We start from the raw sequence: 14,306 nt of genomic DNA on the forward strand, positions 1-14,306 counted from the left end.
GAGGCTCGTCTCGGCGACCGTGCTCGTTTCGTCGGCGATCACCCCGATCGTGGGGCCGCGACGGTCGCAGAGCCCGCGGGTGGCGCTTGGGGGAGCTGCCCGTGGCACATCGGTCCGACCGATCCACCCCGCGGAGCGCACCGCGCGCTTCCTCAGTGCGACCAACGGAGGTTCGCATGCCGTCGAAGACAAGACTGCTGGGCATCCTGGCCGTTGCGGCCGCCATCGTCGCCGGCTGCTCCAGCTCCCCGTCACAGCCGGCGAGCAGCGGCAGCGGTCAGGCCGGCAAGAAGTACTCGGTCGTCCTGTCCAACAACTACATGGGCAACGAGTGGCGCCCGCAGATGGAGAACGCCGCCAAGGCGGTCGCGGAGTCGCCCGAGTACTCCGGCGTCGTCGACCTGCAGATCCGCAACGTCGACATCCAGCCGAGCCTGCAGATCGCCTCCTTGCAGGCGATCATCCGGCAGAAGCCGGACGCGATCCTGGTGGACGCGGCCTCTCCCACGGCGCTCAACCCCACGCTCGAGCAGGCCTGCGCCGCCGGCATCAAGGTCATCGCGTTCGACCAGGTCGCCGACACGCCGTGCGCCTACAAGCTGCCCCAGGACTACGCGGCGGAGGCGGCCGACATGGTCAACTGGCTCGGCACGGTCCTGCACGGCAAGGGCAACATCCTGATGGACACCGGCCTGCCCGGCATCCCGATCTCGACGACGTTCGTCGACGTCTGGAAGAAGACGCTCGCCGAGAAGTACCCCGACATCAAGGTCGTCGGCACCTACTCCAGCCAGTACGCGCCCGGCCCGGAGCTGCAGGGCGTCTCGCAGCAGCTGGCCGCCAACACCCGGATCGACGGCATCCTGTCCGGCGGCTACATCTCCAGCCAGATCGCCGCGTTCCAGAAGGCCGGACGCACGCCGGTGCCGGCAACGGGTCTCGACGTCAACGGCAACATGCAGGAGTGCGAGCGGCTCCAGCTGCCGTGCTTCTACATCGGGGCGCCCTCGTTCGTCGGCGGCATGGCCGTCGAGCACGCGGTGAAGGTCCTCACGGGCCAGGACGTGCCGAAGAGCCAGGTGTACTGGAGCACCAACTACGTCTCGACCGCGGGCAACGTCGAGTTCGCGCACCAGCAGCAGGTCGAGGTGATCAAGGAGGGCACCTCGTACTTCGCGAACGGGGACGCCTCGCTGGTCACGCCACTCACCTACGGGCCGGCGGCCCTGACGGCCGCGGCCGTGCTCGGGCGGTGATCCACGGCGGCCGGGGGAGTGCGGGGGTCGAGAGGGGTCCCGCACTCCCGGCCGATCCTGCACCCTCGGCCGGTGAGCTCGTCGTCAGCGGGTTGACCAAGGCGTACGGCAACAACCCCGTCCTGAACGGGGTCGACCTGACGGTGCGACCGGGCAGCGTGCACGCACTCCTCGGCGAGAACGGCGCCGGGAAGTCGACGCTTATCAAGATCCTGGGCGGGGTGACGGCCGCCGACGCGGGCGACGTCGTCCTGGCGGGACGGCGCATGCCCCTCGGCTCCGTGACGGCCGCGCAGCGCTGCGGGGTGCGCGTGGTCTTCCAGGAGCTGAGCACGATCGCCCACCTCACCGTCGCCGAGAACCTCCTCTACCGGGCCGAGCCGCATCGGTTCGGGCTGGTCGACGCGCGCCGGCTGCGTCGACGTGCCCAGGAGCTGCTCGAGCAGTTCGGGATGACCCGCCTCGACCCGGCGCGGCGGGTGACGGATCTCGACCTCGCCGAGCGGCAGCTCCTCGAGGTCGTGAAGGCGCTCGCCGCGCATCCCCGCGTCCTGATCCTGGACGAGGCCACGTCGGCGCTGTCGAGCACCGACAGCGACTGGGTCCTCGACCAAGGACGGCGGGCCGCGGCGCGCGGGGCCGCCGTCCTGCTGATCACCCACCGGCTCGGCGAGGTCCGCGACACCGCTGACCGGCTCACCGTCCTGCGGTCCGGGCGGAACGTGCTCGAGGGCAGCCCCGGCGAGCTCGACGACGACACCGTCATCACCGAGATGCTCGGCCGCCGCGTCGAGCGGTTGTTCCCGGCCCGGCAGGCCCCGACGGCCGACATCGTCGTGGAGGTCCGCGGCGGATCATCCGGTGACCGGCTCGGACCGCTGGACTTCACCGTGCGAGCCGGTGAGGTGCTCGGGCTGGGCGGCCTGCAGGGGCAGGGCCAGGGCGAGGTGCTGCGGGCACTGGCCGGCGCGGCCCGCTGGACCGCGGGCGAGGTGACGGTGCGTGGACGCCCGCACCATCCGCGGACGCCCGCGGAGGCGATCGCGGCGGGCATCACCTACGTGCCGGAGGACCGGCAGCGCGAGGGTCTGCTGCTGTCGCGGACCGTGCTGGTGAACTCCAGCCTCGGCAGCCTGTGGGCGCTGGTGCGGCACGGTTTGCTCGACCGCAGACGGGAACGCTCACGGGCGGCGCAGGTCAGCGCGCAGACCGGGGTCCCGCCGGACAAGCTGACGGCACCGGTGTCGGCGTTGAGCGGCGGCAACCAGCAGAAGGTCGTGCTGGCCAGGGCGCTGTACCGGGAGCCGGCGGTGCTGTTGCTGCACGACTGCACCCGGGGCGTGGACGTGGGCACGAAGGCCGAGATCTTCCGGCTCGTGTCCGAGCTCGCAGCGCAGGGGACGAGCGTCGTCTTCTTCTCCAGCGACCTCGGCGAGCTCGCGCACTTCTGCGACCGCGTCGTCGTGATGGCCGAGGGGCGGGTGCGCGGCTGCCTCGACGCGCAGCGGGGCGAGCTCTCCGAGGAAGCGATCCTGCGCCTCGCGCTGACCCGCGACACGCGGGAGGAGGTGCGGACGCCATGACGCAGGTGCACGTCGCGCCGGCGGCCGAGCACGTCCCGGCGAGTCGCTCACGCACCCTGCCGTGGGACTCCCTCGCCGCGGCCGCGATCTTCGTGGTGCTGGCGGCGGTCGATGTCGTGCTCCAACCCGGCCTGCTCGACGTCGTCCAGGTCGGGCTGCTCCTGCAGACAGGGCTGCCGCTGATCCTGGTCGCGGCCGCGCAGACGATCGTCGTGCTCATCCGCGGGCTCGACCTGTCCGTCGGCGGCGTCCTCGCCGTGGCGTCGGTGGTCACCGCCTCCGCCGCGGGCGGCGGCGCAGGCTGGGCCGGGCTGGCGCTCCTCGCCGGAGCGGTGCTCGGCCTGCTCAACGGCGTGCTGGTCGGGGTGGTCGGCATGCAGCCGTTCATCGTCACGCTCGCCACCTGGGCCATCTTCGACGGGATCGCGTTGAAGATCATGTCCACCGACGGTGGCGCGCCCCCGGATGCCGTGGTGGCGCTCGCGACCGGCCAGACCGTCGGCCTCCCGCACTCGATCCTGATCGTCGCGGGGCTCGTCGCCGGCTGGGTGCTGCTGCGCCGCTCCCGCTTCGGCCATCGGATGATCGCCGTCGGCACCGACGCCGAACGTGCGCGGCTCAACGGGACACCGGTCCGCGCCGTGGTGATCACCGCGTTCGTGATCTCCGGCCTGCTCGCCGCCCTCGCCGGCCTGCTCTCGGCAGGCGTCACCGCCAGCGGCAGCCCGACGATCGGCGACCGCTACATCCTCACGTCGGTCGCCGCCGTCGTGATCGGCGGAACCAGCCTGCTCGGCGGCCGCGGCGGCATCGGCCTGACCGTCCTCGCGGCCCTGTCCCTCACGGTGATCAACGACATCGTCGCCGCCGTCAACGCCGACGTCTGGGTCTCCACGGCGGCCTCGTCGGGACTGTTGCTGCTCCTCGTGGTGACGCGGGGCCTGATCCTCCGGCTGACCGAAGGGCGACGGACATGAGCGGTCTCCGCACGGCTGTCCGCGGTGGACAGAACACCCTAGCCGCGGCGGCGTTCGCCCTGGTCCTCTTCGTCGTCGGCACCATCCACACGTCCGGGTTCGCTGCGCCGGACAACATCCGCCAGCTCCTCGTGTTCGCGAGCTTCATCGGCTTCGCCGCGCTCGGCCAGACCCTCGTCGTGCTGGGCGGTGGGCTGGACCTGTCCGTGCCGTGGGTCATCTCGTTCGGCGGTGTCCAGCTCGCCGCCTGGTGCGCCGACGGGATGGACCAGGGTCTCGCCATGGCGCTCTGCGTGGGTGCCGGCCTGCTCATCGGCCTGGTCAACGGGGTCGGCGTCACGGTCCTCGGGGTCGCGCCCATCGTGATGACCCTGGGCGTCGGTGGACTGGTCCAGGCCTACCTGCTGGCGATCGGGCTGCTCAAGGCGACCGGCAACGCCGTCCCGTCGGTCGCCTCCGCGGTCGCGAACGGGGCGGTGGGACCCGTCCCGGTCGTGGCGCTGGTGTGGCTGGCGGTCGCGGCGGTCGCGGGGCTCGTGCTGTCCCGCACCCGGTTCGGTCGCAGCCTGTACGCCACCGGCGAGAACGACGTCGTCGCCTTCCTCGCCGGGATCAACACCGGCCGGGTGCGCCTGACCACCTACGCCGTCTCCGGCGCGGCATCGGCCTTCGCCGGCGTCATCATCTCCGGCTACATCGGCAAGGCGTACCTCGAGATCGGGCAGCCGTACCTGTTCGCGTCGATCGCCGCGCTGGTGGTGGGCGGCGCGTCGATCCTCGGGGGCCGCGGCACCTACCTCGGGACGATGGTCGGGGCGATCGCGCTGACCCTGCTCAACGCGCTGCTGCCCCTGTTCAACCTCGATCCGGCCACGCTGTCGATCGCCTACGGCGTCGTGATCCTGGTCGGGGTGTGGCTCTCGACGGCGACCTCGTCCGTCGCCACCCGTCATGCACCGACGTGACGACCCGCGAGCTCCGACCGGGCGATCCCCGGTCGGTGGGAAGGAGTGATCATCCATGAGCACGATCGCCGTCGTCGGGACCGGCGCGATGGGTTCGGTCTACGCCGGGCTGCTCGCCGCCGCCGGCAACGAGGTGTGGGCCGTCGACACCTGGACCGAGCACATCGACGCCATCCGCCGGAAGGGTCTGCGCGTCGAGGGCGCGAGCGGTGACCGCGTCACGCACCCGCACGCGACCACCGACCCGACCGAGGCCGGCGTGTGCGACCTCGTCGTCATCGCGACCAAGGCCCGCGACGTCGTCGCGGCAGCCACGTCGGCGAAACCGCTGGTCGGGGACGACACCGTCGTGCTGACCATCCAGAACGGGTTGGGCAGCGCCGAGCGCATCGCCGGCGTCCTCGGCACCCGCGGGGTGGCCGTCGGCATCGTCGGCGGGTTCGGCGCGTCGATCCCCGAACCCGGCCACGTGCGCCACGAGGGCTGGGAGATGCTGCACATGGGCGAGCTGCGCGGGCCGGTCACGCCGCGCCTGGAGGCCGTCGCCGCGACCTGGACCGAAGCCGGGTTCACCGTCTCCACGTACGACGACATCGAGCTCATGGTGTGGGAGAAGTTCATCTGCAACGTGTGCTTCTCGGGGACCTGCGCCGTGACCGGGCTGACGATCGGCGAGGTCATGGACGAGCCGGAGGCCTGGTCGATCGCGGCAGGCTGCGCGACGGAGGCGTGGGAGGTCGGGCGGGCCGTCGGGGTGCCGCTGACCATCGAGGACCCGGTGGCCTACGTCCGCGCGTTCGGCTCCCGGATCCCCGACGCCCGCCCGTCGATGCTGCTGGACGTCCTGGCGGGCCGACCGACCGAGATCGACGTCATCAACGGTGCGGTGCCGGTGCAGGCCGCCCGCGCACGCCTGCGAGCCCCGATGAACGAGGTCGTGTCCGCCCTCGTCCGCCGGCTCGACGCGCGTGCGCTCGCACAGGTCTGACACGAAGGGAGAGACGGATGGACATCCCGACCACCACGCACTCGCTCGCCGGCGTCCGGGTCGTCGACGCGGCGTCGCTCGCCGCAGGACCGCTGGTCGCCACCTGGCTGGGCGAGCTCGGGGCCGAGGTCGTCAAGATCGAGCAGCCCGACGGCGGTGACGCGCTGCGGCAGTGGGGCGCCCAGAAGGACGGCGTCGGGCTCATGTGGAAGAGCCTGGGCCGCAACAAGAAGTCGGTCACCCTCAACCTGCGGACCGAGCGGGGGCGGGAGATCCTGCGCGACCTCGCCCGCGGCGCCGACGTCCTGATCATGAACATGCGCCCGTCGACGATGACGCGGTGGGGGATCGACTACGCGTCCATGTCGGCCGTCAACAGCGGGCTGGTGATGCTGCACGTCACCGGGTTCGGCGCCGGTGGACCGAAGTCGGACCACCCCGGGTTCGGCACCCTCGGTGAGGCCATGAGCGGGTTCGCGCACATGACCGGCGAACCGGACGGTCCGCCGACGCTGCCGTCGTTCATGCTCGGCGACGGCGTCGCCGCGCTCAACGCCACCTACGCGGTGCTCGCGGCGCTCTACCACCGCGACGTGCACGGCGCGCCCGGGCAGCTGATCGACATCAACCTGATCGAGCCGCTCGCGCGGCTGCTGGAGCAGCCCGTCCTCACCTACGACCAGTTCGGGACGATCCCCACGCGGTCGGGGAACCGCTGGGACATCTCGGCGCCGCGCAACACCTACCGCACCAAGGACGACCGGTGGCTGGCCATGTCGGGCAGTGCCCCGTCCATCGCGATGCGGGCGCTGCGCGCCGTCGGACGCGCCGATCTCACCACCGATCCGCGCTTCGCCGAGGCGCAGCAGCGGCTGCGCCACGCCGCCGAGATCGACGCGGTGATCGCGGAGTGGATCGCCGACCACACCCTCGACGAGGCGATGAGCGTCTTCGAGGAGGCGCAGGTCGCCGCCGCGCCGGTCTACGACGCCGAGCAACTGCTCGCCGACCCGCAGCTGCGGGCGCGCAACGTCTACCGCACGATCCCGGACCCGCAGCTGGGCGAGCTGACGGTGCAGGGGCCGGTGCCGGTCCTGACCGCCACCCCCGGGCGGATCGATCACCTCGGCCCCGAGCTGGGCGCCCACACCGCCGAGGTGCTGGGGGAGCACCTCGGCCTCACCGACGCCGATCTGCAGGCACTGCGTGCCGAGGGAGTGATCTGACGTGGCCGACACCGCCCGTCCCCGTCGCTCGGAGCTGGCCACGCCCGCCAGCAACGAGTGGATGTTCGCCAAAGCAGCGGCCTCGGACGCCGACCTGGTGTTCCTCGACCTCGAGGACGCCTGCGCACCTGCCGAGCGGGAGGCCGCCCGGGGGAAGGCGGCCGCCGCGCTGCGCGACCTCGACTGGGGTCGCACCACCCGGGCCGTGCGCATGAACGGGATCGACACCCGCTGGGCCTACGGCGACGTCATCGAGGTCGTCACCGGAGCCCGGGAGGCACTCGACGTGATCATCGTGCCGAAGGTGCGGCACGCGCGCGACGTGTGGTGGGTCGACGTCCTGCTGACCCAGCTCGAGGAGACGTTGCAGCTCCGCAAGCGCATCGCGCTCGAGGTGCTCATCGAGGAGGTGGAGGGACTGCAGAACGTCGCCGAGATCGCCAAGGCCAGCGACCGCCTCGAGGCCGTCATCTTCGGCGCGGGCGACTTCTCCGCCTCGCAGGGCGCCCGCGTGGACACCAACTTCGACCCGGTCGCCGACTACCCGGGCGACATGTGGCACTACGCGCGGGCCCGCGTCGTGGTCGCGGCGCGCGCCGCCGGGATCGACGCCATCGACGCCCCGTTCCCGAACTTCCAGGACCCGCAGGCCTACCGCACCGCCTGCGACCGGGCCGCGGCGATGGGCTTCGTCGGCAAGTGGGCGATCCACCCCAGCCAGATCGAGATCGCCAACACCGCCTTCGCCCCGACCGTCGAGGAGCTCGCGCACGCTCGGCGGGTGGTCGCCGCCTACCGCGAGGCGGAGGCGAGCGGCCGCGGCGCCACCAGCGTCGACGGGATGCTGGTCGACGCCGCGCACCTGCGGCACGCGGAGACGGTGTCACGCATCGCCGCGCTCTGCGGCATGTCCGCGGCCGGCTGAGCGCACGGCGTCGAGGACCCAGGACGCGAGCGGCTCGCCGGCCTCCGGTTCAGGACGCGGTCGCGGTCTCCCGCGCGCGCCACCGCCCCGGGGCGACGCCGTGGTAGCGCTTGAAGGCGGCGGCGAAGGAGAACTCCGAGGCGTAGCCGAGCGAGTGCGCGACGGCGGCCAGCCCGGTGTCGCCGCCGCGGAGCGCCTCGCGGGCCAGCGCCATGCGCCAGTTCGTCACGTAGGTGAGCGGCGCGACGTCGAGCAGGCGGGTGAAGTGCCGCGCGAAGCTCGCCCGCGACAGCGCGGCCTCCGCGGCCAGCCCCGCGACCGTCCACGGCCGCTGCGGTTCGGCGTGGATCGCCCGCAGGGCCGCTCCGATGTGCGGGTCGTTCATCGCGCGGAACCACCCGGGCGCGGACTCGACGTCGGTGGCGAGCTGCTCGCGCAGCGCCTGGACGAGGATGACGTCCAGCAGGCTGTCGAGCAGCGCCTGCTGCCCCGGTGCCTGCTGCAGCAGCTCGCCCGCGAAGACGTCGAGCGTGGCGCGCAAGGTGGATCCGGGCCGCGCACGGACCACCGTCAGGTCCGGCAGGCGGGCGAGCAGACCGGCGCACAGGTCGCCGTCGAACGTGTAGGCGCCGCAGAAGAACGTCGTCGTGTCGCCGGAACCCGAGCCGAAGTCCATCCGGGCCGCGACCCCGGCCGGGGCCGCCGCCGCGAGACGGCCGAACGGGACCAGATCGGCACCCGGCGCGTGGGCCATGTGCTGCAGCGACGGGCCGCGGACGAGCACCAGGTCACCGGCGATGACCCGGCGCGCCTGGTCGGGACGGTCGGACCAGGCGAAGGCCTCACCCCCGAGGATGCCGTGGATGGCGAGCTTCGCCCCGCGCGGGAACGCCACGCCCCACTCGCCCCGCGCCGTGGAGTGCGAGAAGGCGGCGCCACGGGCGTGCGAGCGCTGGAGCAGATCCGTCAGGACGTCCATGCGTTGAGACGATCTCATATTTCATGGAGCCGATCCAGCATGGATCAGCGCACCGCAGCCGGGTTGTATTGCCGTCATCGCAGTTCATACATGAGGAGCGACAGCATGGCACGCGCAGTGCAGTTCGACGAGTACGGAGAGATCGAGGTGCTCCAGGTGCGGGAGGTGCCGCGGCCGGTGCCCGGTCCGGGCCAGGTGCTGGTCCGCGTGCGAGCGGCCGGCATCAACCCCGGGGAGGACATGATCCGCAGCGGTGCGCTGCACGCGATGTGGCCGGCGACCTTCCCGTCGGGGCAGGGGAGCGACCTCGCGGGCGTCGTCGAGGAGGTGGGGCCGGGCGTGTCCACGTGGTCGGTGGGCGACGAGGTCATCGGGTGGGTCGAGACCCGGAGCAGTCACGCGGAGCTCGTCGTCGTCCCCGTCGAGCACCTGGTGCTGCGCGACCAGAACGTGCCGTGGGAGGCGGCCGGCGGGCTGTTCGTGGCGGGGGTGACCGCGTACGCCTCGGTGCGGGCCGTCGGAGCGGGCCCGGGCGACACGGTCGTCGTCGCGGGAGCGGCCGGTGGCGTGGGCTCGTTGACCGTGCAGCTCGCGCGGCTGGCCGGCGCCACGGTGATCGGACTCGCGAGCACGGGCAACCATCCCTGGCTCGCCGATCACGGCGTCGTGCCCGTGGCCTACGGCGACGGCGTCGCCGAGCGCATCCGGGCGGCCGCCCCCGGCGGGGTCGACGCGTTCATCGACACCTTCGGCGCCGGCTACGTCGATCTCGCCGTCGAGCTCGGCGTCGCGACCGACCGGACCAACACCATCATCGACCGCGCCGGCGCGGCCCGCACCGGCGCCCGGACCGAGGGATCGCTCACCGCGTCCTCGGCCGAGGTGCTGGGTGAGCTGGCGAAGCACATCGCAGCGGGCGACCTGGAGGTCCCGATCGCGGCGACCTACCCGCTCGTCGAGGTGCGGGCCGCCTACGAGCACCTGATGCGCCGGCACACCCGCGGCAAGATCGTCCTCGTGCCGTGACGACGGAGGAACCGAACATGATCTGGACAGCCGGCTTCCGCAGCGCCGTGATCAGCCCGTACGAGCAGATCCGGCTCACCGAACCGCGGGCCTTCGCCGACCAGACCCTGCACCAGGTGCTCCACATGGCCGGCGGTGGCGACCGCCTCCGCGTCCGCCTCACCAACCGCCACGGCCGCACCCCGTTGACCGTCGCCGCGGCCGTCGTCACGACCGCCGCGTCGGCCCCGGAGCACGTCCTCACGGTCGACGACGCCGAGAAGTTCGTCGTGCCGGCGGGGGAGGAGGTCGTCACCGATCCGGTCGACCTGACCGTGCGCCCGGGCGAGGACCTGCACCTGCGGCTCTACCTGCCCGAGGAGACCGGCCTGGCCACCTACTCCCACATGCCCATGGAGACCGCCCGCGTCGTCGACGGGAACCAGGTCACCGCGCCTGCTCCCGCCGACGCGGACCGGGTCGACGCGCGGTTCTACGTCTCCGGCGTCGACGTCCTCGTCCCGGACGACACCGCGATCGCCGTCGCGTTCGGCGACTCGTGGTTCGAAGGGGTCGGCTCCACGATCGGCGCGAACAACCGCTCCGTCGACGTCCTGAACCGGCGGCTGACCCGCGGCTGGGTGGTCAACCAGGGCATCTCCGGCAACCGGCTGCTGCGGGACGAGGTCGGCGAGCACGCGCTCGCCCGCTTCGACCGGGACGTGCTGGCGATCCCGGCCGTCACGCACGTCCTGGTCCACTTCGGCATCAACGACCTGGGCCTCCCCGGCATGGTCGGCGAGCCCCCGGCCCGCGCCGACGCGCTCGTCGCCGGTTTCACGGAGCTGGCCCGGCGTGCCCACGCAGCCGACCTGACGATCCTCGCCGCCACCATCGGCCCGTTCGGCAGAGCCGCCTACGCCGGGGTCAGCACCCCAGAAGGCCTCGCGGCCCGCCGCGAGGTGAACGACTGGATCCGCACCACCGACGTCTTCGACGCCGTCTTCGATGTGGCGCGCGCCGTCGAGGACCCCGACGCGCCCGACCACATCCGCCCCGACCTCGACGCCGGGGACGGCATGCACCTCAACGACGACGGGGCCCGGGCGATGGCGGAGGCGGTCGACCTCGACGCGCTCGCGCTGTAGCCGCGGACGGGGTCATCGGCGCGGGGCGGGAGGAACCTCCTCGACGAGCAAGTCGCGCACGATCTCGCCCAGCGCCACCCGATGATCGGACAGCGCGTGGTCGGTCGGCAGCACGTGGTGGTGCAGCGGTCCGGTGCGGTTCAGCGACAGCGCATCCACGAGCGGCGCGTGATGCACGTCGACGGGGGCGTCGGTGTCGTGCCCGGCGCCCACCAGCAGGACCGGCCGGTCGGCCAGTGCAGGACCGAGCGCGGTCAGCTCCCACGCCGCGCCGGCGTCCGACAGCTCCGCGACGAGCGCGTCGCCGCTCGTCCCCGACAGCGGCAGGGTGAACGCGTCGAACGCCGCCGCGAGCTCCTGCGCGACGTCAGGACGGTCCCGGCAGATCCTCGCGGCAGCTCCCAGATCGAACCCGGCGATCGACGCGACGGCCCGGACCCCGCCGTCCGCTGCGGCCGTCTGCAGGGCGGCGAACCCGCCGAGGCTGTGGCCGACGAGCGCGACAGCGGTCGGGTCGAGCCGATGGGCGTCGGCGACGGACCGCACCCACTCGACCGCTGCCGTGCAGTCCTGCAGGACGTGCGCCCACGACCACGTGCCGGCCGATCCCCACGATCCGCGGTAGTGGAACACCAAGGTGGCGTACCCGCTCCGACGCAGGTAGTGCGCAAGATCGAAGTTGCGCTCGAAACCCGGGAAGCCGTGCAGCACCAGGACGACCGGGTGCGGGCCCGGACCGGCCGGGAGATGGAGCACGCCGGGCAGGTCGAGACCGGCGCTGCGCACCCGCACGGCCGCCGTGTCGGCGCGGGGTGTGAGTTCGGTCGGGAAGTCGGGCAACACGTCGAGAGCCTCCGGTCACGGCGGACGCCGGTGGCCCGCCACCGGGACCGTAGGTCGGGCGCTCACGGCTCACCAAACGGGTTCGCGACGGCTGCGGTGACGACGCGGCGCGGCGGGCGCCCGACCTAATGGGCCGCCTGACCCGTCGCGCCGCCACGTGCCACGCGTCGGGCGAGGTGTGCGGTGGCGGCGCCGGCGACGGCGAAGAGCAAGGCGAGCGCCACCCATCCGGCCGTCCCGTGTTCGAGCGCGGTGGCGGTGACGGCGAGCGGGGCGAGCATGCGGCCGACGGCGATGCCGGCTTGGCTCAGGCCCTGGTACGCGCCGGGGGCGGCGGGGTCGGCCAGTTCGAATGCCAGGCCCCAGCTGCCGGCTTCGTTCCAGAGCTCGCCGAACGTGTGGACGACGGTCGCGAGCAGGAGCACGGTGGTGGCCACGAGCGGGCCGGCCGGGCCGGCGGACGCGAACAGGCCGCATCCGAGGGCGATCGCGACACCTGCGCGGCGCACGAGCCGTCCGGCCACGAGGACGTCGTCGGTGCCGCGCGCGGCACGCACCTGGAGCAGTACGACCAGGACGGTGTTGAGGGCGAGCAGTCCCGCGACGACGACCGGCGGCGCGGCGGTGGCGGTGGTGACCCACAGCGGCACGCCGACCGCGAACAGGCCCATGTGCATGGCCATGACGGCGTTGAGCGCGGTAACGGTGAGGTAGGTGCGGTCACGCAGCGGGGAGCGGGCGACGTCCTCGGCGGGTGGTGCTCCGCGGCGCGGTAGGCGGCGTGCGGGCAGGACCGCGACGAGGGTGGTCAGCCCGGCCAGCACGACCGCGACCCGGTAGGCCGCGACCGTGTCGACGGTCAGCGCGATCGCCGCGGCGCCGGTGCCGAGCCCGACCGCCACGTTGGTCACGACCCGCAGCCGGGCACGCACCTGCACCCGCGACGGGCCCGTGAACGCGCCGGCGATCACGGCCTGGCGGGTGCTGAAACCCGCGAACTGGGCACCGACGACCGCGCAGGCGATCGCCACGAACCCGACGATCTCCGTGGCGAGGGCGTAGCAGCACAGCATGATCCCCTGCACCAGCAGCGCGGCGACCATCGTGCGCCGGGTCCCGACCCGGTCGGCGAGCCTGCCGCCGTAGAAGGACGCCGCGACCCCGACCACGCCCGCAACGGTGAGCCCGTAGCCGACCGTGGACGGATCGAGCCCGATCCCGCGCACGAACAGCAGCGCGCTGACCGCCGTGAACAAGCCGGTGCCGAACGCGGTCGCCCCGGTGATCCACGTCAGCACCCGCGCGGTCGGGTCGGTGGGGTGCAGCGTCGCCCGCAGGCCGTTCGCGAGCCGGCGTGCCGGCGTTCTGATCGTGTCGTGCACGAGGTGGTTGTGTCACGGCAGCGCACCTCGCCTCGATCGATGAAGCATTACGCTTCATCGTGGCCGTGACCGAGTACGTGCTCGACGAGCGGGACATGACGGAGGTCCGGTTCGCCGTCTCACCGCTCAACGAGCTGGCGCTGTCCGTGCGCACCTGGCGCGACCCCGGCCGCTTCCCGCAGCACCTGCCGTGGCTGCAGCGCACGAGCGCCCAGCGCGCCGAGCTCGACGGCGAGCTGCTCCTGGCGCTGTCCAACGACCACTTCTGGCTGCCGGACTTCCTGACGCCCCGGCCGGCCACCCCGCTGCCGCGCATCGAGGACGAGCTGCGGCGCGTCGCCGCGGTCGAGCCGGAGGTCGTCCAGGCGCAGCTGCACGCGGTGCATCCGCAGCTGCCACCCGTGCTGAACGGGCCGGCGGAGCAGGTCCGTGACCGCATCGTCGCGGCCGTGTCGGCGTACTGGCGCAGCTGCTTCGCGCCGTGGTGGCCCCGGATGCAGGCGATCCTGCAGGCCGACATCGCCTTCCGCGCCCACCGCATCGCCGCAGGCGGGATGGCCGACATGTTCGCCGGGCTCTCCGACCGCTGTGCGTTGGTCGGCAACGTCGTCACCATCGAGAACCGTCCCCCGTTCCCGGGCTTCCGCCGCGCGACCGCCCGCGACGGGCTCACGCTGCTCCCGTCGTTGTTCACCCGGGTGCTGACCGCGCCCATCGACGCCGGCCTGCCGCCGATGGTCGTCTACCCGGCGCGCGGCACCGGGCTGCTGTGGACCACCGAGTCCCCGCCCGCCGCGGCGGCGGTGATCGGGGTGCTCGGTCGCACCCGGGCCGGGCTCATGGCCCTGTTGGCCCAGCCGGCGTCGTCGACCGAGCTCGCGGTCCGGTTGGGCGTGACCACGACGGCGGTCAACCAGCACCTCCGAGCCCTGCGCGCAGCAGGTCTCCTGACCTCCGCCCGCACCGGCCGGCACGTGCTCTACGCCCGATCCGAGCTCGGCGACCGACTCGTCGGGGACGCCTGAGCCG

Annotated in this window: 13 protein-coding genes; 10 read left to right on the plus strand and 3 right to left on the minus strand. The window is 72.9% G+C overall.

Features of this window, described 5'->3' with window-relative positions:
• Positions 1–176 precede the first annotated feature (176 nt).
• The 7 genes from ACQEVB_RS14325 (at position 177) to ACQEVB_RS14355 (ending at position 7,920) form a co-directional block, all read left to right on the plus strand.
• Complete coding sequence (locus ACQEVB_RS14325) at positions 177–1,256, plus strand: substrate-binding domain-containing protein (RefSeq protein ID WP_432970359.1); 1,080 nt, start codon at positions 177–179, stop codon at positions 1,254–1,256.
• Between the two features lie 92 nt (positions 1,257–1,348).
• Positions 1,349–2,839, plus strand: coding sequence for a sugar ABC transporter ATP-binding protein (locus ACQEVB_RS14330; RefSeq protein WP_432970362.1), 1,491 nt, complete (start codon positions 1,349–1,351; stop codon positions 2,837–2,839).
• Complete coding sequence (locus tag ACQEVB_RS14335; protein ID WP_432970365.1) at positions 2,836–3,816, plus strand: ABC transporter permease; 981 nt, start codon at positions 2,836–2,838, stop codon at positions 3,814–3,816. Before ACQEVB_RS14330 ends, ACQEVB_RS14335 begins: the two co-directional genes overlap by 4 nt.
• Positions 3,813–4,781 (plus strand): ABC transporter permease, encoded by a 969-nt coding sequence (locus ACQEVB_RS14340; protein ID WP_432970368.1) that lies wholly within the window; start codon positions 3,813–3,815, stop codon positions 4,779–4,781. The genes ACQEVB_RS14335 and ACQEVB_RS14340 overlap by 4 nt, the downstream gene beginning before the upstream one ends.
• Positions 4,782–4,836: 55 nt before the next feature.
• Positions 4,837–5,769, plus strand: coding sequence for a ketopantoate reductase family protein (locus ACQEVB_RS14345; protein ID WP_432970371.1), 933 nt, complete (start codon positions 4,837–4,839; stop codon positions 5,767–5,769).
• A 17-nt stretch (positions 5,770–5,786) separates the two neighbouring features.
• Entirely contained in the window at positions 5,787–6,995 is a 1,209-nt protein-coding gene (locus ACQEVB_RS14350) for a CaiB/BaiF CoA transferase family protein (RefSeq protein WP_432970374.1), read from the plus strand.
• A gap of 1 nt (position 6,996) precedes the next feature.
• Positions 6,997–7,920, plus strand: a complete 924-nt coding sequence (locus ACQEVB_RS14355; protein WP_432970376.1) for an HpcH/HpaI aldolase/citrate lyase family protein — start codon at positions 6,997–6,999, stop codon at positions 7,918–7,920.
• A 49-nt stretch (positions 7,921–7,969) separates the two neighbouring features.
• Here ACQEVB_RS14355 and ACQEVB_RS14360 read toward each other — a convergent pair whose 3' ends face one another.
• On the minus strand, positions 7,970–8,899 hold the full coding sequence (locus ACQEVB_RS14360) for an AraC family transcriptional regulator (RefSeq protein WP_432970379.1): 930 nt from the start codon (positions 8,897–8,899) through the stop codon (positions 7,970–7,972).
• A gap of 105 nt (positions 8,900–9,004) precedes the next feature.
• Here ACQEVB_RS14360 and ACQEVB_RS14365 point away from each other — a divergent pair, with 105 nt between their 5' ends.
• Together ACQEVB_RS14365 and ACQEVB_RS14370 are read left to right on the plus strand one after the other, a co-directional pair.
• Complete coding sequence (locus ACQEVB_RS14365; RefSeq protein ID WP_432970382.1) at positions 9,005–9,925, plus strand: NADP-dependent oxidoreductase; 921 nt, start codon at positions 9,005–9,007, stop codon at positions 9,923–9,925.
• Positions 9,926–9,942: 17 nt separating this feature from the next.
• On the plus strand, positions 9,943–11,052 hold the full coding sequence (locus ACQEVB_RS14370; protein ID WP_432970385.1) for a GDSL-type esterase/lipase family protein: 1,110 nt from the start codon (positions 9,943–9,945) through the stop codon (positions 11,050–11,052).
• A gap of 12 nt (positions 11,053–11,064) precedes the next feature.
• Here the strand turns inward: ACQEVB_RS14370 and ACQEVB_RS14375 are convergent, their stop codons facing one another.
• Positions 11,065–11,895: an alpha/beta hydrolase family protein gene (locus tag ACQEVB_RS14375; RefSeq protein WP_432970388.1), complete on the minus strand. Its 831-nt coding sequence runs from the start codon at positions 11,893–11,895 to the stop codon at positions 11,065–11,067.
• A gap of 125 nt (positions 11,896–12,020) precedes the next feature.
• The gene (locus ACQEVB_RS14380) at positions 12,021–13,277 is read right to left on the minus strand and encodes an MFS transporter (protein ID WP_432970391.1); all 1,257 of its coding nucleotides are present in this window, start codon (positions 13,275–13,277) and stop codon (positions 12,021–12,023) included.
• Between the two features lie 59 nt (positions 13,278–13,336).
• Here ACQEVB_RS14380 and ACQEVB_RS14385 point away from each other — a divergent pair, with 59 nt between their 5' ends.
• Positions 13,337–14,302, plus strand: a complete 966-nt coding sequence (locus ACQEVB_RS14385) for a helix-turn-helix domain-containing protein (protein WP_432970394.1) — start codon at positions 13,337–13,339, stop codon at positions 14,300–14,302.
• Positions 14,303–14,306: the final 4 nt, after the last annotated feature.

The sequence above is a fragment of the Pseudonocardia sp. CA-107938 genome (assembly GCF_050936315.1).
Classification (GTDB): domain Bacteria; phylum Actinomycetota; class Actinomycetes; order Mycobacteriales; family Pseudonocardiaceae; genus Pseudonocardia.

What these genes read in the sequence shown, in the direction of transcription:
- ACQEVB_RS14325 (WP_432970359.1), top strand. Translation starts at nt 177, where the DNA reads ATGCCGTCGAAGACAAGACTGCTGGGCATCCTGGCCGTTGCGGCCGCC.
- ACQEVB_RS14340 (WP_432970368.1), top strand. Translation starts at nt 3,813, where the DNA reads ATGAGCGGTCTCCGCACGGCTGTCCGCGGTGGACAGAACACCCTAGCC.
- ACQEVB_RS14370 (WP_432970385.1), top strand. Translation starts at nt 9,943, where the DNA reads ATGATCTGGACAGCCGGCTTCCGCAGCGCCGTGATCAGCCCGTACGAG.
- ACQEVB_RS14335 (WP_432970365.1), top strand. Translation starts at nt 2,836, where the DNA reads ATGACGCAGGTGCACGTCGCGCCGGCGGCCGAGCACGTCCCGGCGAGT.
- ACQEVB_RS14345 (WP_432970371.1), top strand. Translation starts at nt 4,837, where the DNA reads ATGAGCACGATCGCCGTCGTCGGGACCGGCGCGATGGGTTCGGTCTAC.
- ACQEVB_RS14350 (WP_432970374.1), top strand. Translation starts at nt 5,787, where the DNA reads ATGGACATCCCGACCACCACGCACTCGCTCGCCGGCGTCCGGGTCGTC.
- ACQEVB_RS14365 (WP_432970382.1), top strand. Translation starts at nt 9,005, where the DNA reads ATGGCACGCGCAGTGCAGTTCGACGAGTACGGAGAGATCGAGGTGCTC.
- ACQEVB_RS14360 (WP_432970379.1), bottom strand. Translation starts at nt 8,899, where the DNA reads ATGGACGTCCTGACGGATCTGCTCCAGCGCTCGCACGCCCGTGGCGCC.